Below are 23,437 nucleotides of genomic sequence, written 5' to 3'. Positions count from 1 at the left end.
ATGACCGCAACCGTGCCCAGCGAGGTGGACCGCCTGCTCGAGACAGCTCGGCGACTGTCACCCCGGAACGATGTCTTCATCGACGGCACATTCGTTCCCGCCCTCGCAGGCAGGCGCTTCGACTGCATCTCACCCCGCGACGGCCGGGTACTGACCACCATCGCCGAAGGCGACCGCGAAGACATCGACCGCGCCGTCCAGTCAGCTCGCCGCGCCTTCGAAGACGGTCGCTGGGCCAAGCAGCATCCCCGTGAACGCCGCCGGGTGCTACAGGCCCTCGCGCGGCTGATCGAGGAGAATGCCGACGAGCTCGCTCTTCTCGAAGCCTTGGACATGGGCAAACCCGTCGGGGATGCCCGGGCAGTCGACGTGCGAGTAACGGTGCAGTGCTTCGACTTCTATGCCGAGGCCATCGACAAGCGCTACGACGAGGTGGCGCCGACCGACGACGCCACCTTCGCGACCATCACCCGTGAGCCGTACGGTGTGGTCGCGGCGATTGTGCCGTGGAACTTTCCGCTGATGCTCGCGGCCTGGAAACTCGCCCCCGCCCTCGCGGTCGGCAACAGCGTCGTTCTCAAGCCGGCGGAGGCGTCCTCGTTGACAGCGCTGAAGCTCGCAGAACTCGCCGCGGAGGCCGGCCTGCCCGCCGGTGTCCTCAACGTGGTTCCGGGGTTCGGTGCCACCGCCGGCGCCGCACTGGGACTTCACAACGACGTCGATGCCATCACTTTCACCGGATCGGGCCCGGTCGGGCGGACTCTGCTTCGCGCCTCCGCCGATTCCAACTTGAAGGAGGTCTCGCTCGAGCTCGGCGGGAAGAGCGCTCAGCTCGTCCTCGCGGACGCCACCGGACTCGAGAACATCGCAACATCCGTCGCGAGTGGCATCTTCTTCAACCAGGGTGAAGTGTGTTCGGCCGGTTCGCGTCTGGTGGTGCACCGTTCACGCAAGGATGAACTCGTGGAACACCTGCTGCGGGCCACTGCCAGGATGGAGGTCGGTGACCCCCTCGATCCGGACACTTCCGTCGGCGCGCTCGTGGAGGAGAAACACTTGCACCGCGTGCTCGGCTACATCGCAGCGGCAACCGACGAAGGTGCAACCACCCTCGCCGGTGGCTCGCAGGCACGGATCGACTCTGGCGGGTACTTCGTGGAACCGACGATCTTCGACGACGTCACCCCGGAGATGACGATCGCCCAGGAGGAGGTCTTCGGCCCCGTACTGTCCATTCTCACGTTCGACGACATCGACGAGGGCGTGCGGATCGCCAACGGCACCCACTACGGTCTCGCCGCCGCGGTGTGGACCGACAGTCTGTCGAACGCACACCTCGTCGCGCGTGCCCTGCGCGCGGGAACGGTGTGGGTCAACAACTACGACGGTAGCGATATCACCGTGCCGTTCGGCGGGTACAAGCAGTCCGGGTTCGGAGCGCACGACAAGTCGCTCCATGCGCTCGAGAAGTACACCACGCTCAAGAGCACCTGGATGAAGCTGTAAAGGGACACCTTCCGGTAGTGGTAAGGGTCCCTTGCGAACTCGGATTCAGGGCGCCTCCTGGATCGTGCCGAGCAATTCCCGTGCCTTGACCGCGATCCACAGCTCGGCGCGGACATGGGCGGAGTTGATGTCTCGGCCCGTCAGCTCCACCACTTTGTTCAGACGGTTACGCATGGTGTGGCGATGAATGCCGAGCGTCGCTGCTGCAACTTCCGTCTGCCCGTTGTGTTCGAGAAACGCGGTCAGTGTGGCAACCAAACTGCTTGATGCAGGGTGGGTCGCGTCGTATACATCCAACGCGCCGAGCATCGATTGCTCCAACGTGTGTAGTTCCTCAGCGCTTTGGCTGCCGAGCAGGAGGGAGAAGGTTCCGAGGTCCGCGAAGTTGACGAGCTGCCCCGTCGGTGACCGGCCGGCTCGCATCGCTGCGGTCGCCTGCCTGACACTGAGCGCGGCAGCAACGATCGGAGCGGGCAAACCGAGGCCGCCTCCGAGTGTCCGCTGTAGTTGAGCGCTAACCTGTTGTTGTAGTTGTGATCCGAGCTCCAAGGAGCGTTCGGCTGGGACGATGATCGTGAGCTCGTTCGCTGTTGGGGTCATGAGGTACGGAGTTGCATGCCCGGCGAGTGCCGCCGCGGTCTGCCGCTCGGCGGCCAGGAGGGGCCCGACATTCGTGAGCACGATTGCGGCGATGCGAGAGTCGGCGTCGAAACCGAAGTACCTGAGCAAGCTCACATCGAGATCGTCGCCGAGGCTGAGTAGTGCCTGGGTCACGGCTGCACGCAGGCGTTGCTCCGTATCAACCACTTTGGCAGGTTTGCCCAATTCGATCGAGACCAGCGACACCGCGTGAGCGACCAACAGGCGATCCGAGGACGGGAGGGGCTCAGTCGAGCTGACTGCGAGGTAACCGTGTTGTTCCTGGGCCGCCGAGACGCTCTGAATCGTGCAGTACCCTTCGTCGTCGGCGACGACCTTGCTGGTCTGGCGCCGACCAGACCGCGAGCGAGCCGAATCCGCCATCCGACGGGCAAGGCGAATGACGCGCGCCGAGTCCGGTCCGTGGACGGCGAGGACGCGGTCGTCGGTGTCGATCACGGCAACGGTCGACGAGAGGGCCCGGCCGAGCGCCGAGATCACTGCGGGAATTCCGCCACGCAGTGTTGCTCGGGCGAAGTTCTCCTGTTGGTCGACGACGCGCTGAACGCCGCGGACCTGGTCGGCTGTCAGTTCGTCGATGACCGCGCGGGTGATGGCAATGAATGGCGTCGACGCGGGTACTGCAAGAATCGGTAGACCCAATTCGTCGCCTGCGCTTCGGATGCCGTCGGGGACTCGATCGAAGGTGGTGCCGGTGTCGAACGCGAGCGCGACGGTACCCGCTTGCACGAGCCCGGCGACGTACTCGAACTGTTCGTCTGCTTCGGTTCCGATTTGGAGTCCGGTCGTCATGACCAGTTCGCCGCCGGCGAGCCACGGCGTCGGGTCGGCGAGTTCGATGGCGTGGGCCCAGTCGATCACACGGTCGGCGCCCTCGAGGCCCGCGACGATCGAAAGGCCGAGGTCACGGCGCTGAGTCAGTCTGCGAACGGTGATCGCCACGGTGACACTCTCCCGCCTACCAGGAAACGAGCAATACCCGGCCCCCTGCTCGCCGTCATTCTATGCGCTGGGAATGTGGCGGACTCAGGCGGATTCACGGGCGAGCGGTGAACTCGCCCAGGCGGCTCGGGCGATCACAGCCGGTGTCCTGGGTGTGGGTGTTCCCACGCTGCCGCTAGTCCGGTGTCAGACATTCGAGGCTGAGGTGGATCTCTGTGATCACCGCCGGCGAGCGGAGCGATGTCCGCAGGATGTCCTCGATTTTCTTGATCCGGTAGCGCACGGTGTTCGGGTGGAGGGCGCACTGCGTGGCCGTCGCGGAGACGTCGAGGTCGTTCGCGAAGTATTGACGTAGGAAGTCCAGAAGGTCTGGATGTTCGTCGATGAGGGGTGCCAACTGGTGGGCCGCTTTACGTGAGGTGGGTGCGGTGGCGCGGCCCGCTAACAGCCAGTCGCTGATTCCGACATCTTCGAATCGCGTGGCGGTGGAGCCGCTGCGGGTCGCTGACCGCCGTGCGCACTGTGCATCACGGACCCGTTCTCGACCGGTGCGAAGGTCGGTGAACGGTCCGCTGAACCCGCAGGCCACTCCGTCTTGGAGGTTTTGGATCCACGTGTCGACTGAGCTGCTGGTGGCCGGCACGATCCCGAGCAGTTCGCGGTCGGCCTGCGCCAGGAGCAGTGGCAGGCGCGAGTCGTGGGCAAGGTCCACTACATCCTGTTCGAGAGCGTCGAGCAGGGTATCCGAGCGGAGTGTCCATCGGCCGTCGTCGTAGGTATTCGCTGCGGTCAATGACACCATGCGCAGGTCTGCTTGCCTGCCGAACCGCAGCATTTCCAGTCGGTCGATGACGGAGTCGAGATCGGGTATCTCACCGGAAGCGAGGGTCCGAACGAGAGCGGCTCGTATGGCCCGGTTCTCGGTGGTGGCGCGGTATCGCGAGCGTTCGATCGTATTGAGCAATCGCAGCGCCACCTCGACTGCGGGAGCGGCCAACGGGTCGGGTACTTCGTGGCGTTTGGAGGCAACTGCGAACCAGTAGTTCTGGCCGCCGGGGGCGATCGAGTAGGCACTGACGGCCCATCGACCTACCCGGAATCGTAATCGGCCGGTACGTCCTCTCAACTGAGCGCGGATCAGATGCAGAGGTGCCTCGCCTGCAGATGCGACAACGTCTCCTACCTCGCTGTAGAGCACGACGCTGCTGCGCAGTAGTCCAGCCAGGCGCGCGACGAGGTCTGCTTCGGGGGCGGGAGATGCCATCGCTTCGAGCAGATGATTCTGCATTTGCAGGGTCCGTCGGAGCAGCATCGAGTCCGTCGTCTTCGCCGCTGCCGCCACTCGGGACACGACGTCCATGAACCGCACCTGGGCGGGTACGGAGATCACCGCGAAGTGGTGACGGTTCGCTTCGTCGATGAGGGCGCGCGGCACGGTGTCGGTGACTACTCCCACGCCGTAGCCGAGAGCAGAGACGCCGGCATCGACCAGTTCGCGGACAAGTTGACGCTGGGCGAGGGACGCCTTCTCCTGCCCAACGAAGCGAGTCCCGGTCGTGAGCATCAGGGTGCGGGGTTCCAACCACCGGGCCGGCGCCTCGATCTCGATGGGGTGCGCGCTGACGAGCTGCACGTTCGGGTCGCCGTCGCTCTCGAGAGTCAGGCCGAGGTCCTGTTCGAGCAGCAGGTCGACCAGGCGGAAATACTCAGTTTCCACGTTCGAAACACCTCACCCGGAGATGTTAACAAGTCCAAAGAATGGGGAACAATATTTCGTTTTCTCCAATTGTTTGCGCTGTTTGCCTGGGCAGATACTGGGCGAACCCGAACGCAGGAGTATGACCGTGATCACACCCCCCGAACGCAATCTTCGAGTCGCCGTCGACGTCGGCGGCACCTTCACCGACGTCTGCATCTTCGACTCACGAGCGTCGACCACCCGCGTGGCCAAGGTCCCGTCGACACCGCACGACCCCATGGAGGCCGTCGTCGAGGGTGTCCGCAGCGCCGGAATCGACCTGGCTGACGTCGCCCTCTTCTCCCACGGAACGACAGTCGCGACCAATGCGCTCATCACCAGGAACTTCCCACAAGCAGCACTGGTCACGACCCGCGGGTTCCGAGACGTCCTCGAGATTCGAGACGGGACGAAGGACGAACTGTGGGACGCCTACTCCGATGTGGGTACCCCTTACATCCGTCGTCGCGACCGGTACGAGGTCACCGAACGGATCGACTATGCGGGCGAGATCATCACCCCGCTCGACGAAGCCGGCGCGCGCGAAGTTGCGCGACTGCTGCGCCGCAAGCAGATCCAGACCGTTGCGATCTGCTTTCTGAACTCATACGTCAACTCCGCCCATGAGCTGCGCATGCGGGAAATCCTCGAAGAGGAACTTCCCGGCGTCAGTGTCTCCACCTCCAGCGAAATCCTCCCAGAGATCTTCGAGTACGACCGTGCCTCGACGACTGTCGCCAACGCCGTGCTCGCCCCCTTGGTCAGCGGCTATGTCAACCGGCTCGAGGAACAACTCCGGGCAGACGGATACGACGGCGACCTGCTGCTCCTACACTCCGGTGGGGGCTCGATGACGCCGGCGATGGTTGAGCGTTATCCCGTTCGACTGGCTGCGTCGGGCATCGCGGCCGGGGCCATCGCTGTCGCGGACATCGCCAACCGATGTGGATACCCCAATGCCATCGGCCTCGACATGGGCGGAACCAGCACCGATATCTCTCTCGTCTACGACGGCGAGATCCGGACGACGAAGCAGTGGCAGGTCGAGTACGGTTTCCCGATCTCGTTCCCGAGCATCGAAGTGCTGACCATCGGTGCAGGCGGCGGGTCACTCGCCTGGATCGACGAAGCCGGCTCGCTGCGCAACGGTCCGACCTCCGCCGGTGCGGACCCCGGACCTGCCTGCTACGGGTGGGGCGGTGTCGAACCGACCAACACCGACGCCAATCTCGCGCTCGGCCGCCTCGGCTCGTCGTTGATCGGCGGCGGGCTGAACCTCGATGTCGATGCCGCCGAGAAGGCAATCCGCCGCGTCATCGCCGACCGGCTCGAACTCGACACCGACACTGCCGCCAGCAACATCATCCAAGTTGCCAACGCCAACATGGCCGACGCGGTGCGACTGTTGTCGATCCGCCGCGGCTACGACCCCCGCGACTTCGTCCTCGTCGTCTGTGGCGGTGCCGGTGCCCTGCACGGAGCGGCCCTGGCCAAGGAACTGAACATCCCCACCGTCGTCGTGCCCCCACACCCGGGAATCACCTCAGCGCAGGGTTGTCTGCTCGTCGACATCCGCCACGACCTGTCCGCGATGTTCCAGGGACTCGTCACCGACATCGACACGGCGGCGCTCGAGCGCGAGTTCGTCCGACTCGAACGTGAAGGACTCGAGCGGCTCGAGCACGAAGGTGTACCCGCCGACAGGATGGTGCTCGACCGGAGCATCAGCATGCGCTACTCCGGGCAGTGGCGATCGTTGACCGTCTCGGCAGGTACCGGCGCAGGATTCCTGACCGAGGCTGTCGAACGGTTCCACGAGGAGCATGAGCGGGACTACTCGTTCCGGCGGGACGACACGCCCGTCGAGATCTACCAGATCGGACTCCGCGCGATCGGCACCACACCGAAGCCGCAGTTCCCCCAGGCGAGCGTGCCGTCCACTGAAATGCCTGCCGCCACCGGACACCGGTCTGTCTACTTCGACGAACTCGGCCGGCGAGTCGCGGCTCCGGTGTACAACCGCGACGATCTGCGTTTCGGCACCGAGATCGAGGGGCCCGCGATCATCTCACAGCTGGATTCCACCACCGTAGTGCCGCCGGGAACGACCGCCGTGATCGACGAGTGGGCCAACATTCGCATCAACATCCTGCAGGAGACCAAGTGACTACCTCATCGACGCTCGACCGCACGCTCGACCCCGTGACATTCGAGGTACTCAAGAACGCCTTCGTCACCTCCGTCGACTTGATGTCCGAGCAGATCCTCCGCACGTGCTACTCGTTCGTCATCTACTCCCGCGACTTCTCCTCCGCGCTGTGCGACGCCGACGGCAACACGGTGATGCAGGGCAGCCAGGACATCGCCGTCCACGTGGGCACGCTGCACTTCCAATGCAAGGCAGTCATCGAGGAGTTCGGCGAAGACATCAACCCGGGCGATGTCTTCGCGATCAACGACCCGTACCGCGGCGGAACCCACCTCAACGACGTCAGCTTCATCAGGCCCATCTTCGCCGACGGCACGCTGATCGCTTTCGCACAGAACAAGGGTCACTGGGCCGACATCGGCGGGAGCGTACCCGGATCATTCGACGTGACAGCCACCGAACACTTCGCCGAGGGGCTGCGCATTACGCCGGTACGGCTGTGGCACGAAGGCCGGTTCCTCGCCGATGTCGCGAAACTGCTCGTCGCGAACACCAGGTCGCCGGAGATCAGCATGGGCGACCTGCACGCCCAGGCAGAAGCCACGGGAGTCTGCGAACGCGAGCTCCATAGACTGGTCGACAAGTACGGTCGCGAAACCGTCACCGCCGCCATGCAAGAGGTTCAGGACTACGTCGAACGCATTGTGCGTCAACGCGTCGCGGCCCTACCCGACGGCACCTGGACCACCGAGGACTACCTCGACTCCGATCCCGCCAAACCGGAAGGCCTGGTGCCGATCCGGGTATCGTTGACCATCAAGGGTGATCAACTCAGCTACGACCTCAGCGGCAGCGCCCCCGCGGTCGCCAGCTTCCTCAACTGCGGATACGGCACGGCCTTCTCCGGGATCGTCGCAGGAACCAAGACATTCTTCCCCGATGTTCCACTCAACTCGGGTCTCTACAATGCCATCACCACAGAGCTGGGCCCGGAAGGCACCGTGGTCAACGCAGGGTGGCCGCATGCGGTGACCGGATTCTGTTCCGGGCCTTACGAGAAGATCATGAACGCCATCTTCGAGCTGTGGTCGAAAATCGTTCCCGAGCGGGCCATCGCCTGCTCGTTCAACCTCGAATACCTGCTTATCGGCGGACGGGATGCCCGGGACGCTCAACACCCGTTCTTCATGTGGTACGACTGGATGGCCGGTGGGTGGGGAGGACGGAGCACCAAGGATGGTGCGACCGCGACGGCCCCGGTCTTCGGCGTCGGGTTGGCTGTGCAGCCCTGCGAAGGTCAGGAACGGCTCACGCCGGTCCTGACCAGCGAGCACGCCATTATCACCGATTCCGGCGGTCCGGGTACCCACCGCGGAGGGTGCGGGCTCACCAAGGGCGGCGTCCTGACGGACTGTGACAACACGGTGATGTCGTACTGCTGCGACCGCGCCCGATCGCTGACATGGGGAATCGAGGGCGGACTTCCCTCCATTCCACACGGCGTCTGGCTCAACCGGGGCACACCGGACGAACAGTTCCTCGGCTCCGTCTTCTCCAACGTCACAATCCAGGCCGGTGACTCGTTCGAACGTCCCTCGGCGGGCGGCGGCGGATACGGCGACCCGCTCGACAGAGATCCCGCCGAAGTTGTCGAGGACGTCATCGACGGCTATGTCTCCCTCGAGCGTGCCGCACTCGACTACGGAGTCGTCATCGATGCGATCGACCCGGAGATCGACCACTTCGCCGTGAACGACGGAAAGACGAGACAGCTTCGTCAGAGCATTCGCGAATCGCGCCGCGGGTGGCTCACCACCGACCCCGAAGAAGTTGCGGAGCGCTACCGTAACGGCGAACTCGACATGCTCGATCTCGTCCGCAGATACGGCGTCATCGTCGACTGGGGAACGGGTGAACTCCTCCCCACCACCACAACCCAGTTCCGTTCCCTCCTCCAGACTCGCGCAGCGCAGCACTGGACCTGAACCGCAACCTTGGCGAGGTCTTCCGCACCTCGCCAAGGTTGCGATCCCACCGGGCAGCCCCCGCTTACCACTGCATCAGCCGACCCAGACCACTATGTTTTCGGGCCCATCGTCGACAGATAGCGTTTCTATCCAACGGAATCGGACCCGTACGGGGAGGCAAGAACAAGCGCTCTCAACTACGTGTCCGGCCGGTGCGCGATCAGAAGGCCATCGCGTCGGTCCCACGTGCCTCCCCTCAACATCGAGTCGCACCGCCCCTGCATCGCCTGACCACTCGCTCTCACAGAGAGAATCACCATGTCCGAACGCGACATCGCCACCCCGTCCCCTGACTGCAGTCCCACCGCCGACGAATCCGCAATCCCCGAATCCCAACGCGCGCCCCGATGGTCGCTGACCATGGCGTGGTGGGCGATGTTCAGCGCGATGTTCTGGCTCTACATCGCGTCCGCATCATCCGACGCCGTGGGAGTGCCGAACACCCTTGCCGGAATGGCCCTGACGATCGCCACCTACGGAATAGTCAACAGAATCCTGTCCCGGTACGCGGCCCGAACGGGACTCTCGGTAGAGTCGCTCTCCCGCAGAATGTTTGGTTCCATCGGATCGATCCTCGCCCCCTTGGTGTTTGCGGCAACCGCTCTGTATTACGGCGTGTTCGAAGGATCGATCGTCGCCGTAGCGCTGCAGGACTATTTCGGCGGCGACCTACGCATCTGGTACCTCGTCTGCGTCATCTACATGATTCCACTCGTCCTCGGCGGAGTTGCGACCTGGCTGGACAAGATCAACGGTATCCTTCTGCCCTTCTACGTTATCGGGCTGATTGCGGTGATCGCCGCGGCGACCATCAAACAGGGCTACCCCCACGGATGGCTCGACTCCGCACCGACTACCGGGCCGCTGCCAGGGTGGCTGACCTCGTATCTGATCTACATGGGTGTCTGGGTCATGATGATGTACACCTTCGACTACGCGCGCCTCGCCAAACCTCGAGACGCGAAGTTTCATGGCACGGTCACCTTCGGCTGGGTCTTCTACCTCTTCACCTTCGGCGTGAACGGGCTGATCGGCATCTACATCCTCGATTGCTGGGGAATCGCAGGCAGTGAAAGCGGCGTTGTCCAGGCCGTCGTCAACTCTCTCGGGTTCGCCGGCGTAGTTCTGATTCTCATCTCACAGACCCGCATCAATACCGCCAATTACTACCTCGCTTCGAGCAACCTCCAAGTCCTCGCCGACCGCTCTCTGGGAATAGCCTCGCCGAGGGCGGTATGGGTTATCGCAGCCGGGATACTCGCCTACCTGTTCATGCTCACCGATGTCCTCAGCTATCTACTGAAAGCTCTTGCATGGCAGGGTGTATTGGTCACCGCCTGGGTGGCGATAGCCCTGGTGCACATCGCGCTTCACCGTCCTGGCGGTAAGGCGACAACTGGCAACGGGGTCGGGGCAGGAGCTTTGGCATGGCTCGTTGCCTCCGCGATCGGCATCGCCGCGACGGTGCAAACCACGTACCCGGTACTTGCCCAGCTGGCACCGATAGTCACGGTGGTATTCGCGGCGAGCTTGTATTGGTTGTCGTGTTCCCGGCTGGTCGGAAACCCGATTCGACAGGCGGAAGGAGTCACAACGAACGACCGCAACCACCCAACTCCTGAAGAAGCGCAGACCGTCTGATCCACGATCCGCGGCGCGGTCCGTGTATCCCTACGTGGGGTAGGGATACACGGGTAGGCGTAATCCGAGTCATCCGACGACGAGCGGGAGTTTCGTCGCCAACTCGCCCAGTTCGGCCTTTTCCGCGTCGGTCGGGGACCGCCTCCCGGTGCCGACGAGCAGTGCGTCCTTGTCGGAGAACGAGGCGGGGAACGCGATCCCGGCGATTTGCTCCAGCATGTCGCGGGAACGGGCGAGGCCCTCTGCGGGTGGTTCCGCGGCGCCTGGGAGGTGGGCGATCAGGTCGAGGTGGTGCAGCGTCGACTCCAAGACGTAGGCGGAGAGGTAGTCGCCTGCGATGAGGACCTCGTCGCGGGTCGGTTCCGTGTCGGCGGGGGTCACGAGGGTGATCAGGACGTCCTGCGCGTCGATGATCAGGTGGCACACCAGATCCCGCACGAGCCACCCGGTGCAGCCGGACGGCTGTGCGAAGTCCTCGTCCCGGAGTTCGGCGACCGCCGTGCGCAACGCCGACCACGAGCGTGAGAAAAGATCCACATCCGCACGGTAGTGCGGGCGTACCGTCGATGTCATGACCGAGGACAACCAGGTTGCGCCGTGGGATGACATCTACCGAGGCGACGCGGACGAATTTACGGGACCGGTGCCGTGGAACATCGGCGAGCCGCAGCCCGAGATCGCCGGGCTGATCGCGGAGGGCAAGTTCCGCAGCGACGTGTTGGACGCGGGCTGCGGACATGCCGAGACGTCCCTCCACCTGGCGGCGCAGGGGTACACGGTGGTCGGCCTGGACCTGTCGCCGACGGCCATTGCGGTGGCCCAGGCCGCGGTCGCCGATCGCGGACTGACGACGGCCACGTATCAGGTGGCGGACATCAGTTCGTTCACGGGTTTCGACGGCCGGTTCTCCACGATCGTCGACAGCACCCTGTTCCACTCCCTTCCCGTCGACCGGCGGCGCGACTACCTGCACGCCGTCGCCCGGGCGGCGGCGCCCGGCGCGTCCTACTACATCCTGGTGTTCGCGAAGGGCGCCTTCCCCGAGGGGGAAGGACCGAACCCGGTGACCGACGACGAGCTGCGCGAAGCCGTCGCCGAGTACTGGACCATCGACGAGATTCGCCCGGCCTTCATCCACGCGCTGCTCGGCCCGGAGCAGGCCGCGAGCTGGGAGCACGACGAGAAGGGCCGGGCCATGCTGCCGGCGTGGCTATTGTCGGCTCACCGCGACTGAGTTACGGACGTAGGAGGAATTCTCCGGCGAGTCGGATGGCTTCGCGTGTGCTGTACCCGGGATGGTCCGCGACGATGAAGTGGCGGCCGATCGCGAGCCCGAACATCAGGGTGCTGCGCGCCTCGATCTCGTCGGGGTCGGTGACGAAGGTGCCGAACATCCTCCGCAGGAAGTCCATCCGCTCGTTGTCGATGCGCTGGAGGCGCGTCGCGACGGACCGGTCGTGGTGGGCCCAGGCCCGGATCGCGAGGTCGATCCGTTGAAAGTCCTCCGAGTAGGTCAGTTGCCCCACGCGCCGGATTCTGTCGGCGGGGGTGCCGCCTTCGGCATCGGCTTGGGCGATGACGGCTTTGGTGCAGCGGCGTTCCCACTCGTCGAGCATCTCGGTGAGCAACGCGGGACGGCCGTCGAAGTAGCCGTAGAACCCGCCCTTCGTCACGCCGAGCTCGGCGGCGAGTGTTTCGACGCGGACGGCGTCGGGCCCTCCTCGTGCGAGGGCGTCGAGGCCCGCCTCTATCCAGCGGGTTCGTGTCGTGCGGGCGACGGCGGGAATCGGGCCACCTCCATTGATCGCGTCCGATTTGTACGGTACCGTATAGATCAAATATACGGTGCCGTATAGATCGGGGACGACAGTGCCACGAATAGCAGAGGCCACCTACATCGAGCAGCCCTGGCGCATCCACGAATTCACGAGTGACTTCGATGTCGAGGACGTGTGGTCGTTCCGCACTCCCGGAGCCGGGCCCGACGACTTCCCGACGATGCTCGCAGCGATGCGAGCCGCGGGCGGACCCGCGAAGCAGCCCCGGCTGGTGAGGTTCTTGTTCGCCGTTCGATGGAAGCTCGGGGCACTCTTCGGCTGGGACAATCCCTCGACCGGTGTCGGTGAGCGGGTTGCCTCGCTCCGCGACCGCCTGCCCAGCGATCTCCGCGCCGCTCCGCGCGGCCCGGACGACGAAGGCATGCCCCTCACAGCGGTGTACGAACTCGACACGGAGGCCGCCCGCGAGCTGGCGAACAAGACCGTGCACACCGTCATGCATCTCGGCTGGGCGAGCGGAGCGAACGGCGACTACGAGCTGCAGATGACCGTCCTCGTCAAGCCCAACGGATGGTTCGGGCGGCTCTACATGACCGCCATCGCGCCCTTCCGGTACCTCATCGTCTACCCGGCCCTGACCCGGCAATGGGAACGAGCCTGGCGCGACCGCCATGCGGAGGCGAAGTAGGGAGGTATTCGGCCTCAGCGGCTCACCGCGGTTTCGCGCTCGACGCGCGACAGCTTCTCGGGATTGCGCACGATGTAGAGGCCGGTGATCATGCCGTCGTCCATCCGCACCGCCACGACGTCGTCGATCTCCCCGTCGAGTCGGACGATCAGAGCCGGGCAGCCATTCATCTGCACCGGCTCGACCGACACCTCGCCGTCGATGCGGGGCAGGCCGGCCGCCAGGAGGCGACCCACCTTGTCGGCCCCCATGATGGGTCGCAGCACAGCCTGCTTGACGCCGCCACCGTCACCCAAGAGGACGACGTCCGGTGCGAGCAGGTCGAGCAGGCTCTGCAGATCGCCCGTCTCGAGCGCCCGTTGGAACGCCTCGAGTGCGTCTCGGGACTCGGCTGGGGATACGACGCCGCGCGGTCGGCGGGCCGCGACATGCGCCCGCGCCCGGTGCGCGATCTGACGGACTGCGTCCGGGCTCTTGCCGACGGCGTCCGCGATCTCGCCGTACTCCAGAGCGAACACCTCACGCAGCACGAACACCGCCCGCTCGGTCGGCGCGAGCGTCTCCAGCACCAGCAGCATCGCCATCGAGACGCTGTCGGCCAACTCGACATCCTCGGCAACATCGGGCGCGGTCAGCAGCGGCTCGGGCAACCAGGGGCCGACATAGGACTCCTTGCGCCTGCTGAGTGTGCGCAGCCGGACGAGTGCCTGGCGGGTGGTGATCCGGACCAGGTACGCACGCTGATTGCGCACCGTGTCGAGATCGACGCCCGCCCACCGCAGCCAGGTCTCCTGGAGGATGTCTTCGGCGTCGGCGGCCGAGCCGAGCATCTCGTAGGCGACGGTGAACAGCAGGTTGCGGTGGGCGACGAACGCCTCGGTGGCGGGGTCCGAACGGTCGTCCTGGCTCCCGCCGCGATCTGCGGGCGTGGTCTGCGACGTGCCGGCCATGGGTGGCTCCTCTTCACTCTCGACGGTGTCACACACCAGACACCGGGCCCCGCCGTTTTGTGACACCCGAACTGCAGCCGACCGGTGTTGCCCGCTGCCAAATTACGTGACTTCGAGGCAGCGGCGTGAGCGTTTGTCACAAGGATCGGGTCTCCGGCATCTCATGTTCGTCCAGCAACACACAACACCACGAGTGAGGACGAAGTCATGGACCCCCGATTCAACCTGTTCGACAACGAGATCGCCCTGAAGTTCGGCAAGAGGTTCGCCAACGCTGCCCTGGTGATCGACCAATCGCCGCTGCCGAAGGCCACCCAGCACCTGGTCGAGATCCGGGCCAGCCAGATCAACGGCTGCGGCTTCTGCACCGACATGCACACCAAGGACGCCACGGCTGCCGGCGAGACCCAGGTCCGGCTCAACCTCGTCGCAGCCTGGCGCGAGGCCACCGTGTTCACCGAGCCCGAGCGGGCCGCGCTGGCGCTCAGCGAGGAAGGTACCCGGCTCGCGGACGCCCACCACGGAGTGTCCGACGAGACGTGGGCCCAAGTGCGCAAGCACTACGACGACGACCAGATCGCCGCACTGGTTTCCCTGGTCGCCCTCATCAACGCCGCCAACCGGATCAACGTGATCGTGCGCAACCCGGCAGGTTCCTACGAGCCCGGCATGTTCGCCAGTATGACGAGTTGACCGGCACACAACGGCCCGGTGAAGGATCGCCGACCGATCGGCGATCCTCGACCGGACGAGCCGACCAACTATCGCTGTTCCTGATAGGAGACGACCAGAGCCGAGTACGTTCGTGGCATGGGTGACGAGGCAATCGACCCCGAAGTGGCATATGAAGCCCTTTCCGCCGGCGCGCGCCTCGCCCTGCTGCGAAACCCCGAAGGCATCATGCCGCCGCAGTTCATCGGGCAGGTGATGACCGTATGCGGGCAGGAGTGCGTCGCAGGGATCAGTGGTGGAGCTGATCCGGTACCGCAAATGGCGGTACTCCAAGGACCACTCTCCGAATACCTCTCCCAGTGCAGGTGTGTGCTGGACGCCTGGTGGATCTCTTTGACGCCGCAACTCCGGGCGGTCATCCGATGCCGCGAAGCGGTACCCGAATCGTTGACACTGCAACTACCCAAACACACGCCGTGGACCGCGGTGTCCACTCCGTGTTCTCACCTGTTGGTGCGCGACTATCTCGAATTGCAGGCAACGGGACTCGAACTGATGTAGCCGCAGGCGGGAAGATCGCGCGGTCAGTCTGCGATTTTCTTACCTGCAATCATGTCCGGTTCGTAGTCGTCGTGACGGCGAAGCCAACTCATGAAGGGGTCGTCGCCGCGGCGGGGTTGTGGTTCCCAGTCCTCCTGGCGGCCGCGGGCGGTGAGATCGAGCCAGTGGTAGGTGCCGAGGAGAATGTCGGTGGAGCGCGCGTAGCCAGAGTAGGTGTGGAAGATGCGCTCACCCTGACGGAGGAAAGCACTGACACCGTGCTCTTCGCCGCACCAGTCCTTCCAGGCGGGATCCATCCGCTCGAGCTCCGCCAGATCCTTGTAGTTGTATTCGACCGGTGCGACCGACGCGTCGAGAGTGACGTGGAAGTCGTAGTTGAAGTTGCTGCCGTACGAGGAGTACCAGGGGAAGGTCCAGCCCATGCGCCGGCGGTACTGCTCCAGTTTGTGCAGCGGTGCGCGCGACACAGCCGCGAACGAGGTGTCCCGGGCGTAGAGGTGATCGAGGGGGCCCACGTTGTCCATCGTGAACGAGCAGGACGGGCACCCTTCGTCGGCGTCGGGCTCGAACATGAAGTGGTAGATCAGGAGTTGGCTGCGGCCGCCGAACAGGTCCACGAATCCGGTCCTGCCACTGGGGCCGTCGAATGCGTAGTTCTCGGTGATTTCGACCATCGGTAGCGCGCGCCTGGCGGCGTTGACCCGGTCGCGGTGGCGGGTCAGCTCCTTCTCCTGTGCGAGTAGCTCGCGCCGCGCGACGAGCCATTCCTCGCGGGTAGTGACCTGTGGATCGGACGCTGTCATCGTTCGTCTCCTCTCGAAGGGCACGTGTAATCGTCTCAGGCGACTCTCGTCCAGCCACGGTGTTCGAGAGGGTCGATTCGCGGACCTTCACACAAGACCCCGCTGGTCGCCTTTCGGTTGCACTGGCCTGCCGCCAACGAGTAGGCCCTATTCGAAGTGTGCCGGCCTACATCCATAGCTTTGCGGCATCCGATACCAAGGACTGTGCCGGGCGATTTCACCACACGCCGAACACCTGATGCGCCGCGGCTCGTTCACAACCAGTTTGTTTCCGACAAATGTGTGCACGATGAGCGACTTCGAGTGGCTCGCGTCCACCAGGCCGGTGAATACGAAGTCGTACATGGTCAGCAGCCGTCCACAACATTGACAGGACAATCTTTCGAGGTAGTACTCGTCGCCGGCCAGCATGCCCGGTCTCAGGTCCAGGAGCCGCTCCATCTTTGCGATATCGACTTCATCCGATTTCGTCGACTTGGTTTCATCGTCGAGTTCCGCCCGACTCGGCCCCGAACGCTCGAATTCCTCACGGGACAACGAAACAACGCTGTTGTAGTCAGCCATTTCTTCACTCCCACTTCCCAGACATCGGCCCCCTGTTCAACAAGACCGATTGGTTCTGATCCTTCTCGGCGGCCCCGGGAATGTCACTGGTGGTTCGCTTCTCTAAACGAAACCGCGGCCACGTCAGGAGCTCGTGAGGATGACGAGTTGCCGGGTCGCCCGGGTCATGGCGACGTAGCGGTCGACCGCTCCTTCGATCCCCGTGCCGAAGGTGTCCGGGTCGACGAGGACGACCAGGTCGAATTCGAGCCCTTTCGACAGTTCCGGGGTCAACGACCGGACGCGGGACGTGGCCCGGAACGTCGGATCGCCGATGACGCAGGCGATTCCGTCGGAGTTCGATTCGAGCCAGGTGTCGATGATCGAGGCCAGATCCGACGCGGATCCGTGTACGACGGGAATGTCGTTGCTGCGGATGGAGGTCGGCACGTTGGCGTCCGGGAGCACGGCGCGGATGACCGGCTCGGCTTCTGCCATGACCTCTTCCGGGGTCCGGTAGTTGACGGTCAGAGAGGCCAGTTCGATCCGGTCGAGCCCGACACGCTCGAGCCGTTCCCGCCACGACTCCGTGAACCCGTGCCGGGCCTGGGCGCGGTCACCGACGATCGTGATGCTCCGGGACGGGCAGCGCAGCAACAACATCTGCCACTCGGAGTCGGTCAGTTCCTGTGCTTCGTCCACGACGATGTGCGCGAACGTGCGGTTGAGCAGGTCGGGGTCGTTGCTGGACAGCGCGGCTTCGTCGACCAGCATCTCCTGCAGGTCCTTCTGCCGCAGCTGTGTCATCAAACTTTCACCGTCGTCGTAGGCATCGGACGCGATCAGGTCGTCGATGACCTTGGACCTCTGCTCGCGTTCGGCGGCGACGGCGGCCTGGTGGCGACGCCGGCGTCGTGATTCCTCCGGGTCGCCGAGCCGCTGCCGTGCTGCGTCGAGGAGCGGCAGGTCGGACACCGTCCAGCGCTGGGCGTCCGGGCGTTGCAGCTTCCGAACGTTGTCGGGGCTGAGCCAGGGCGCGCACTTGCGCAGGTAGGCAGGCACCGACCACAGATCTGCGACGAGGTCGGCCGCCTCGATCAGGGTCCACGCCTTGTCGAGGGTCGCGCGTAATTCGTCGTTCTGCTGCAACGACTTCCGGAGCTGGCCGGCCGAAACGTCACCGTCGTACTTGTCGATCAGGATCGTAAGCAGTAGCTCCCAGATCTGCTCGCGCGCCTCGTTGTGCGGAGTACCGGGTTCCGGCGCTTCGAACGCCTCGGCCCAGTCGTCGGCGCTCAACCAGATGTCGGACCACTCGGTCCCGACCGTCATGCCCTCGGTGGGCGGCTCCTCGTAGAACGCGACGGCCGCGTCGATGGCCTTCACCAGATCCGCGGACGACTTCAGGCGGGCCACGTCCGGGTCGGTTTCGACCGTCGCGGTGGCACCCTCGGCGACGAGGTCCCGCAGGGTGCAGAGCTGCACGCCTTCCTCCCCGAGGCTGGGCAGGACATCGGCGACGTAGGCCAGGTAGGGCTCGTGCGGACCGACGAACAGCACGCCGTGACGGAGTCGGGGGTCGGAGTAGAGCAGGTACGCGGCGCGGTGCAACGCGACGACGGTCTTGCCCGTACCCGGCCCGCCGTCGACGACGAGGGCGCCACGCGATCCCGCGCGGATGATGGCATCCTGGTCGGCCTGGATGGTGCCGAGCACGTCACGCATCCGGGCCGACCGGTTGCTGCCCAGGCTCGCGATGAACGCCGACTGGTCGTCGAGCGCGGCGTTGCCTGCGAACCCGTCCGGGGTGAACACCTCGTCCCAGTAGTCGCTGACCCGGCAGCGGGTCCAGCGGTACCGGCGGCGGCGTTCCAGACCCATCGGATTGCCGTGGGTCGCACCGAAGAACGGCTCGGCCACGGGGGAGCGCCAGTCGACGAGCAGCTGATTGCCCGCACGGTCCATGAGGCCGAGTCGTCCCACGTACACGGGCTCGGGGTTGTCTGCACTGACGAAGTGCCCGAGGCACAGGTCCAACCCGTAGCGGCGCAGGGCACGCAGTTCGGCGTTCAGCCGGTGGACCATCATGTCCCGCTCCATCGCCTCCTGGCCCAGCCGGCGAGGTGCCTTGCGCTCGACGTCGATCCGGTGGGACAGGTCGGCGATCGACTGCTCGAGGCTTTCCGCGATGGCCGCGAAGTGTTGCTCGTCGTCGGCGATCAGCGTCGGGTCGGCCTTGGGCGCGAGGTGGTCGGGAAGGTCGAACGCGCTGGTAGTCAATGGGGTCATGTCATCAGCTCCGATCTGAGGTTCGGACGATCGTGTCGAGCAGCAGCGTCGCGGCGACCGCTGCACCGTCGGTGCGGATCGTGCCCGCCACGGCGGCCGCGCGTGCTCCGGTCTCGGGGGTCAGGGCCGCCGTGAGCGCAGGGCCAGGTCTGCCCAGCCACGCGCCGGTGTGCACGACGTCGCGGTCCGGCGGCTCCTGCCACGGGTCGAGGGTCGGTTGGTGTCGAGCGCCTCATCGAACAGCGCATCGCACACTCGCACCTCCGCGCCGAGTGCCTTCAACTGCACCACGAGTCCCACCAACGGTTCGACATCCCCACGCGACCCATACGTCGACAACAACACACGCAATTCGCGACTCCCATTTCCGCAGGTTCTGGCTTCGGCCGGTAATTGTGCGGCACCACCCGGCCCTTGCCGCAAGCCCCCCGGTGCGCTATAAATTGAAAGTGGAAAGGGGTTGGTACTCCTCTCCGCTTCCTCGTCCGATTCGGACAAGTCCCAGACATCGTCGGCGCGTCGTAGATCGAATACGTTCGCACACCATCGAGGTCACTGATCGCGGTAACGCCGTCCGGCCACGGCAGTTGGCGGGATAGACTTCTCGGCACACGCCGCTGGTACGCCCTGGCCTGACGTCTGCCCGTTCGGGCGCAGCCCCCGCCGGGCGCGCCGTGGTGCGGCGCGCGAATCGTGGTGTTTCCCAACACTGTGCGACAGGAGCGTCGGGATCATGAGCGTGGAACGAGAGAACAAGACGACGAACGCGACGGGATCGAGAAGGCGCACCCGGACGTGTTCAACATTCTGCTGCAGCTCCTCGACGACGGCCGCGTCACCGATGCGCAGGGCCGCACCGTCGACTTCAAGAACACGATCGTGATCCTCACCAGCAACATCGGCTCCGACCTGATCCTCGACGGCACCCGCCGGCTGCTGAAGGCGCAGGACATCGGGTTGGAGGTGACCACCGCGGCCGAGGACCACCTCGCCGAGGAAGGGTACGAGCCCGAGTTCGGTGTCGGGAGCGCCGCAGGTGACGGCTCGACACCTCCTGTGGAGGGGTAGACATTGCACGTTCCTCTCCCGACCTCCGCAATCCCGAGGGTGGCCGCCGCGGTGGTGGTCGGTATCGCGGCGGGCTTCGTCGGCGGCCTGGTGATCACAGCCGCGTTGGGGGCTCTCGTCGGTATCGCCGCCGCTGCCGCCGTGTTCGTCGTATCCGGTTGGGCGGTGTTGTGGCCGATGGATGCGGCAGCGACTCGCCGCAACGTGGGACGCGAGGATTTTCGTCCGATAGTCGACGAACTGGTCGTGGTGACAGCGGCTTCAGGAGGTCTCGGAGGAATCATCGCACTGCAGGTGGCGGGTGGATCGTCGGCGGGAACCGCGCACGCCGCCGTGGCCCTGATCGGGGTATTCCTGGCGTGGGCTTCCCTGCACCTGATGTATGCGGCCCGATACGCCTTTCTGTATTACGAGGGATCAGGTCCTGAAAAGTCGACGGGTGGTATCGATTTCAACTCCACCGCCCCGCCCGCGTTTCGCGACTTCTTCTACTTCAGTTACAACCTCGGGATGACCTACCAGGTATCCGATACCGGCGTCTCGAGTTCGGAGATTCGGGCGGTGGCGCTCCGGCACTGCCTGTTGTCCTACGTTTTCGGTGCAGTCATCCTCGCGACGACGATCAACCTGGTTGCCGGAATCCTCACCAGGTGAGGATCCTCTCCGGATCCGACTGCCCGCAAGGCCGCACGAGTAGGGCCGCCGCACTGGGACTCGCACTGCAACTGTTCCTGCCGTTCGTGCTGGGACAGATCGTCCGCCGACTGGTCGGCGACTGGGTGGCACGACATGGATCCGCATCGAGGTACGTCGGCCGCGAATCGGTCGTGCTCGTCGTGTATTCGGCATTCTCGGCGGGCGAACGTGACGGAGTGTGACACTCGGTCCCGTCCACCGCGTTACTGCAACTGGTGTTGCCGTCCATGATGCTCGTGACGGCCATGCTCTGGCTCACGCGATTCACCGCAGACCTGCTGCGGTTCGAACGTGCAGACGTGCGGGCCATCCAGTTCTGTGGAACGAAGAAGGCGCTCGTGACCGGGCTGCCGATGGCGGCGGTCCTGTTCGCCGGGCAGCCCGTCGGGCAGATCATCCTGCCGCTGATGGTGTTTCATCAGGTCCAGCTCACGATGTGCGCTTGGCTGGCGAATCGATATCGGCAACATGTCGCGTGATGCCTGCGCTCTGACCACGGACGCAGATTTCGGGGCTCGAGAGAACCGCGCATCCAGCGTGTTCCCCGGTGTTAATGTTGATCTACTCGGCCACACCGAAAGGTGCACCTCGATGAGAAGATTCACTCGAAAAGTCGGTGGAACCATCGTGGCGCTGACGCTTACCGCTGCCGCATTCGTCGTGTCACCGCCACCGGTGTACGGATTCGCCGAGGATATTTGCTACACCGAGGACGGTGCCCCACCGCACAACTGCGCTCCGCTGCCCCCCGAATGTCTACTCGACGATCCCAACTCGCCGATCTGCGGCGCCGAGGCGTTCCTCCGCTACGGGTTCACGTTGCGCCGCCCGCTCGGCGGACGCAGTCTCGTGCACTCGGACTCGACGTACATCATCGCCCGCACCGTCGGTTTCTCCGAGCAGGATGCGTACTGGATCGCGGCGTACGACGAAGCGACCGACCTCGGCACGTTCGCCCCACGCGACATCTTCGGCCGACTCGTCCCCGATGCCGGTGCGCTGACCACCAAGGACATCAGCGGACTGGTCCGCACCCACTTCGCCACCGGCGGGTTCCTCTTCCACTTCCTGCCCACGTTGCGCGGGCCGGCGGATCCCCTGCCCAACGGGCTGCGCCCCGACGTCGACGATCCCCGGCACGAGATCATGCTCACGCACCTGAGGAATTGGGCCATGGCCGGGCCGGGAAGCGACGCGCCGCTGTGCACGGGAGGTTTCACAAACCTCTCGGAGAACGGCGACTATGCCACGGGTGCAACATGTTACGGAGACGCGAATCCCGTGCAGATCAACGGCACGTACAGCCTGGAGACCCCAGCCGCCATCCCGTTCACGAACATGACCGGGCAGCAGGTCATCTCCGACACGGTCCTGTCGTCACAATTCGACTCCTGGGTCGGTGACAACTCCTGGAATGCGCGGACCGGCATCTACATTCACGCGCTCGGTGATCGCATCTCGCACCATGTCTGCACCGACGCCGGCACGATCACGCCGCCGGGACCGGCCGGGCCGGATTTCGGGATCGATCTGAACCAGCCCACCTGCGACCAGGGCCCCCATGCAGTCCGCCACGAATACGAGACGGGTGTGGATTTCGCCGGACTGGCCCCGGAGGACCGAACCACCGAGGCGGCCCTGTCGATGGTGTACGACGAACTCGTCGCCTTCGCGCGGGTGCGGGGAACCCTCGACGAGCGCGCCACGACGCCGGCGACCAAGAGTGCTCTCCTGGCCGACGGCCTCGTACCGGCGCTCGAGATCCGGGAGCCGGTCGAGCGGTTGAACGCCGTCACCGACGTCGGCTGCCGAGTCGGCGTTCCCGCGTTCCCCGGAAATCCGGCGTGCCGCGATTGATCGCGCCCGCCTGCAGTCAGCTGCCGAAGGGGGATGCGCTGTTGGAGTACCGCGCGAAGTCGCCCTGCGCCCCGCTGTAGACGTTGAGGTCGACGTCGCCGTTGACGCCGGCGATGCGACCGGTGCTGGTGTACTGCCAGAACGTCCAGTTGCTCCAGCCGCCAGGGAGGGGTCCGGGCGTGTTCTGACCGTTGTAGTCGGCGATCCACAGCGGGTAGCCGGCGAACTCGTTCGTGTTCGCCATCGCCGTCCGCCAGAAGTTCGGGTACGTGTAGATGATCGGCTGACGTCCGGTGAGCGATTGGACCGTGTTGAGGTAGCGGTGCGTCCAGTCGATCAAGGCCGCGGGCGGAAGCCCACCGGAATGCTCGATGTCGAGGACCGGGGGCATGTCACCCGGACCGTTGATGCCCAGCACCACCGTCGAGTAGAACGCGGCCTGCGCTTCCGGCGACTGGGTGGGGTCTGCGTAGTGGTAGGCGCCCCGGGCGACGCCGGCCACCCGCATGGCGAGGCAGTCCTGGACAAAGAACGGGTTGACGTAGTTGAGACTCTCGGTGGCCTTGACCATCGCGAAGTCGTGGCCGGCGTTGCGGACGGCGAACCAGTCGATCGGTGACCCGCCCGGGTGTTGCCACGAGGCCACGTCCGGACCTCTGACCGGTTCGGCGGCGGCATGCCCCGGCACCGCGGCCGCGAGTGCACCGGCGAGCAGTAGTGGTGCGATCTTGGAGAACCTTCGGACCTTCACCCCGATAGCCATGCGCCCGACAGTAGCGCCTACTTCGGGCGAGTTCTGGTCAACCGCGGGGGTTGCCGGCTTGCGCGACCACAAAACCAGCCCCTCGGTCTGTTTTGTCCAAAAATTT

Annotated in this window: 20 protein-coding genes and 2 pseudogenes; 12 read left to right on the top strand and 10 right to left on the bottom strand. The window is 65.0% G+C overall.

What is annotated here, in order from left to right:
* Positions 1-1,506 carry an aldehyde dehydrogenase gene (locus tag OYT95_RS19980; protein WP_268788768.1) on the top strand — a complete coding sequence of 502 codons (1,506 nt, stop codon included), beginning with the start codon at positions 1-3 and terminating at the stop codon, positions 1,504-1,506.
* A gap of 45 nt (positions 1,507-1,551) precedes the next feature.
* Here the strand turns inward: OYT95_RS19980 and OYT95_RS19975 are convergent, their stop codons facing one another.
* The gene (locus OYT95_RS19975) at positions 1,552-3,108 is read right to left on the bottom strand and encodes a PucR family transcriptional regulator (RefSeq protein ID WP_128640610.1); all 1,557 of its coding nucleotides are present in this window, start codon (positions 3,106-3,108) and stop codon (positions 1,552-1,554) included.
* A gap of 175 nt (positions 3,109-3,283) precedes the next feature.
* Complete coding sequence (locus tag OYT95_RS19970) at positions 3,284-4,825, bottom strand: PucR family transcriptional regulator (RefSeq protein WP_268788767.1); 1,542 nt, start codon at positions 4,823-4,825, stop codon at positions 3,284-3,286.
* Between the two features lie 127 nt (positions 4,826-4,952).
* Here OYT95_RS19970 and OYT95_RS19965 point away from each other — a divergent pair, with 127 nt between their 5' ends.
* From OYT95_RS19965 to OYT95_RS19955, 3 genes are all read left to right on the top strand, one after another.
* A complete protein-coding gene (locus tag OYT95_RS19965; RefSeq protein WP_442972517.1) occupies positions 4,953-7,013 on the top strand; it encodes a hydantoinase/oxoprolinase family protein in 2,061 nt (686 codons plus the stop codon).
* Complete coding sequence (locus tag OYT95_RS19960; RefSeq protein WP_268788765.1) at positions 7,010-8,980, top strand: hydantoinase B/oxoprolinase family protein; 1,971 nt, start codon at positions 7,010-7,012, stop codon at positions 8,978-8,980. The genes OYT95_RS19965 and OYT95_RS19960 overlap by 4 nt, the downstream gene beginning before the upstream one ends.
* A gap of 402 nt (positions 8,981-9,382) precedes the next feature.
* A complete protein-coding gene (locus OYT95_RS19955) occupies positions 9,383-10,663 on the top strand; it encodes a purine-cytosine permease family protein (protein ID WP_268788764.1) in 1,281 nt (426 codons plus the stop codon).
* A 69-nt stretch (positions 10,664-10,732) separates the two neighbouring features.
* Here the strand turns inward: OYT95_RS19955 and OYT95_RS19950 are convergent, their stop codons facing one another.
* Positions 10,733-11,200: a maleylpyruvate isomerase N-terminal domain-containing protein gene (locus OYT95_RS19950; protein WP_268788763.1), complete on the bottom strand. Its 468-nt coding sequence runs from the start codon at positions 11,198-11,200 to the stop codon at positions 10,733-10,735.
* A gap of 34 nt (positions 11,201-11,234) precedes the next feature.
* Here OYT95_RS19950 and OYT95_RS19945 point away from each other — a divergent pair, with 34 nt between their 5' ends.
* Complete coding sequence (locus tag OYT95_RS19945) at positions 11,235-11,897, top strand: class I SAM-dependent methyltransferase (protein WP_128640606.1); 663 nt, start codon at positions 11,235-11,237, stop codon at positions 11,895-11,897.
* 1 nt (position 11,898) lies between these two features.
* On the opposite strand, the gene OYT95_RS19940 is transcribed toward OYT95_RS19945, so the two are convergent.
* Positions 11,899-12,501 (bottom strand): TetR/AcrR family transcriptional regulator, encoded by a 603-nt coding sequence (locus OYT95_RS19940; protein WP_268788762.1) that lies wholly within the window; start codon positions 12,499-12,501, stop codon positions 11,899-11,901.
* Positions 12,502-12,532: 31 nt separating this feature from the next.
* Here OYT95_RS19940 and OYT95_RS19935 point away from each other — a divergent pair, with 31 nt between their 5' ends.
* Positions 12,533-13,129 carry a DUF2867 domain-containing protein gene (locus OYT95_RS19935; RefSeq protein ID WP_268788761.1) on the top strand — a complete coding sequence of 199 codons (597 nt, stop codon included), beginning with the start codon at positions 12,533-12,535 and terminating at the stop codon, positions 13,127-13,129.
* A 14-nt stretch (positions 13,130-13,143) separates the two neighbouring features.
* On the opposite strand, the gene OYT95_RS19930 is transcribed toward OYT95_RS19935, so the two are convergent.
* Positions 13,144-14,079, bottom strand: coding sequence for an RNA polymerase sigma-70 factor (locus OYT95_RS19930; RefSeq protein ID WP_268788760.1), 936 nt, complete (start codon positions 14,077-14,079; stop codon positions 13,144-13,146).
* A gap of 207 nt (positions 14,080-14,286) precedes the next feature.
* On the opposite strand from OYT95_RS19930, the gene OYT95_RS19925 reads away from it, so the two are divergent.
* Both OYT95_RS19925 and OYT95_RS19920 read left to right on the top strand, forming a co-directional pair.
* Entirely contained in the window at positions 14,287-14,772 is a 486-nt protein-coding gene (locus OYT95_RS19925; protein WP_268788759.1) for a carboxymuconolactone decarboxylase family protein, read from the top strand.
* A 117-nt stretch (positions 14,773-14,889) separates the two neighbouring features.
* The gene (locus OYT95_RS19920) at positions 14,890-15,312 is read left to right on the top strand and encodes a hypothetical protein (RefSeq protein WP_128640603.1); all 423 of its coding nucleotides are present in this window, start codon (positions 14,890-14,892) and stop codon (positions 15,310-15,312) included.
* A gap of 23 nt (positions 15,313-15,335) precedes the next feature.
* Here the strand turns inward: OYT95_RS19920 and OYT95_RS19915 are convergent, their stop codons facing one another.
* The 4 genes from OYT95_RS19915 to OYT95_RS19900 form a co-directional block, all read right to left on the bottom strand.
* Entirely contained in the window at positions 15,336-16,115 is a 780-nt protein-coding gene (locus OYT95_RS19915; RefSeq protein ID WP_268788758.1) for a DUF899 domain-containing protein, read from the bottom strand.
* A gap of 147 nt (positions 16,116-16,262) precedes the next feature.
* Complete coding sequence (locus tag OYT95_RS19910) at positions 16,263-16,679, bottom strand: hypothetical protein (RefSeq protein ID WP_112299998.1); 417 nt, start codon at positions 16,677-16,679, stop codon at positions 16,263-16,265.
* Between the two features lie 123 nt (positions 16,680-16,802).
* Complete coding sequence (gene helR / locus OYT95_RS19905) at positions 16,803-18,947, bottom strand: RNA polymerase recycling motor ATPase HelR (protein ID WP_268788757.1); 2,145 nt, start codon at positions 18,945-18,947, stop codon at positions 16,803-16,805.
* 4 nt (positions 18,948-18,951) lie between these two features.
* Entirely contained in the window at positions 18,952-19,122 is a 171-nt protein-coding gene (locus OYT95_RS19900) for a hypothetical protein (protein ID WP_268788756.1), read from the bottom strand.
* Positions 19,123-19,715: 593 nt separating this feature from the next.
* Here OYT95_RS19900 and OYT95_RS19895 point away from each other — a divergent pair.
* The 4 genes and pseudogenes from OYT95_RS19895 to OYT95_RS19880 form a co-directional block, all read left to right on the top strand.
* Positions 19,716-19,967 (top strand): annotated as a pseudogene (locus tag OYT95_RS19895) (AAA family ATPase); the annotation flags it as partial.
* A 51-nt stretch (positions 19,968-20,018) separates the two neighbouring features.
* Positions 20,019-20,669 (top strand): DUF1345 domain-containing protein, encoded by a 651-nt coding sequence (locus OYT95_RS19890; protein ID WP_268788755.1) that lies wholly within the window; start codon positions 20,019-20,021, stop codon positions 20,667-20,669.
* Positions 20,666-21,190, top strand: a pseudogene (locus tag OYT95_RS19885) (bile acid:sodium symporter). Before OYT95_RS19890 ends, OYT95_RS19885 begins: the two are co-directional and overlap by 4 nt.
* Before the next feature lie 112 nt (positions 21,191-21,302).
* Positions 21,303-22,568 (top strand): hypothetical protein, encoded by a 1,266-nt coding sequence (locus OYT95_RS19880; protein ID WP_037230294.1) that lies wholly within the window; start codon positions 21,303-21,305, stop codon positions 22,566-22,568.
* Positions 22,569-22,584: 16 nt separating this feature from the next.
* Here the strand turns inward: OYT95_RS19880 and OYT95_RS19875 are convergent, their stop codons facing one another.
* Positions 22,585-23,331, bottom strand: a complete 747-nt coding sequence (locus OYT95_RS19875) for a glycoside hydrolase family 25 protein (RefSeq protein WP_037230296.1) — start codon at positions 23,329-23,331, stop codon at positions 22,585-22,587.
* Positions 23,332-23,437 lie beyond the last annotated feature (106 nt).

Origin of the sequence: Rhodococcus sp. JS3073 (assembly GCF_026810085.1) — a bacterium.
GTDB lineage: Bacteria > Actinomycetota > Actinomycetes > Mycobacteriales > Mycobacteriaceae > Rhodococcus_F > Rhodococcus_F wratislaviensis.
The sequence above is the reverse complement of the archived record's forward strand: the minus strand, read 5'-3'. Positions and strand labels throughout refer to the sequence as shown.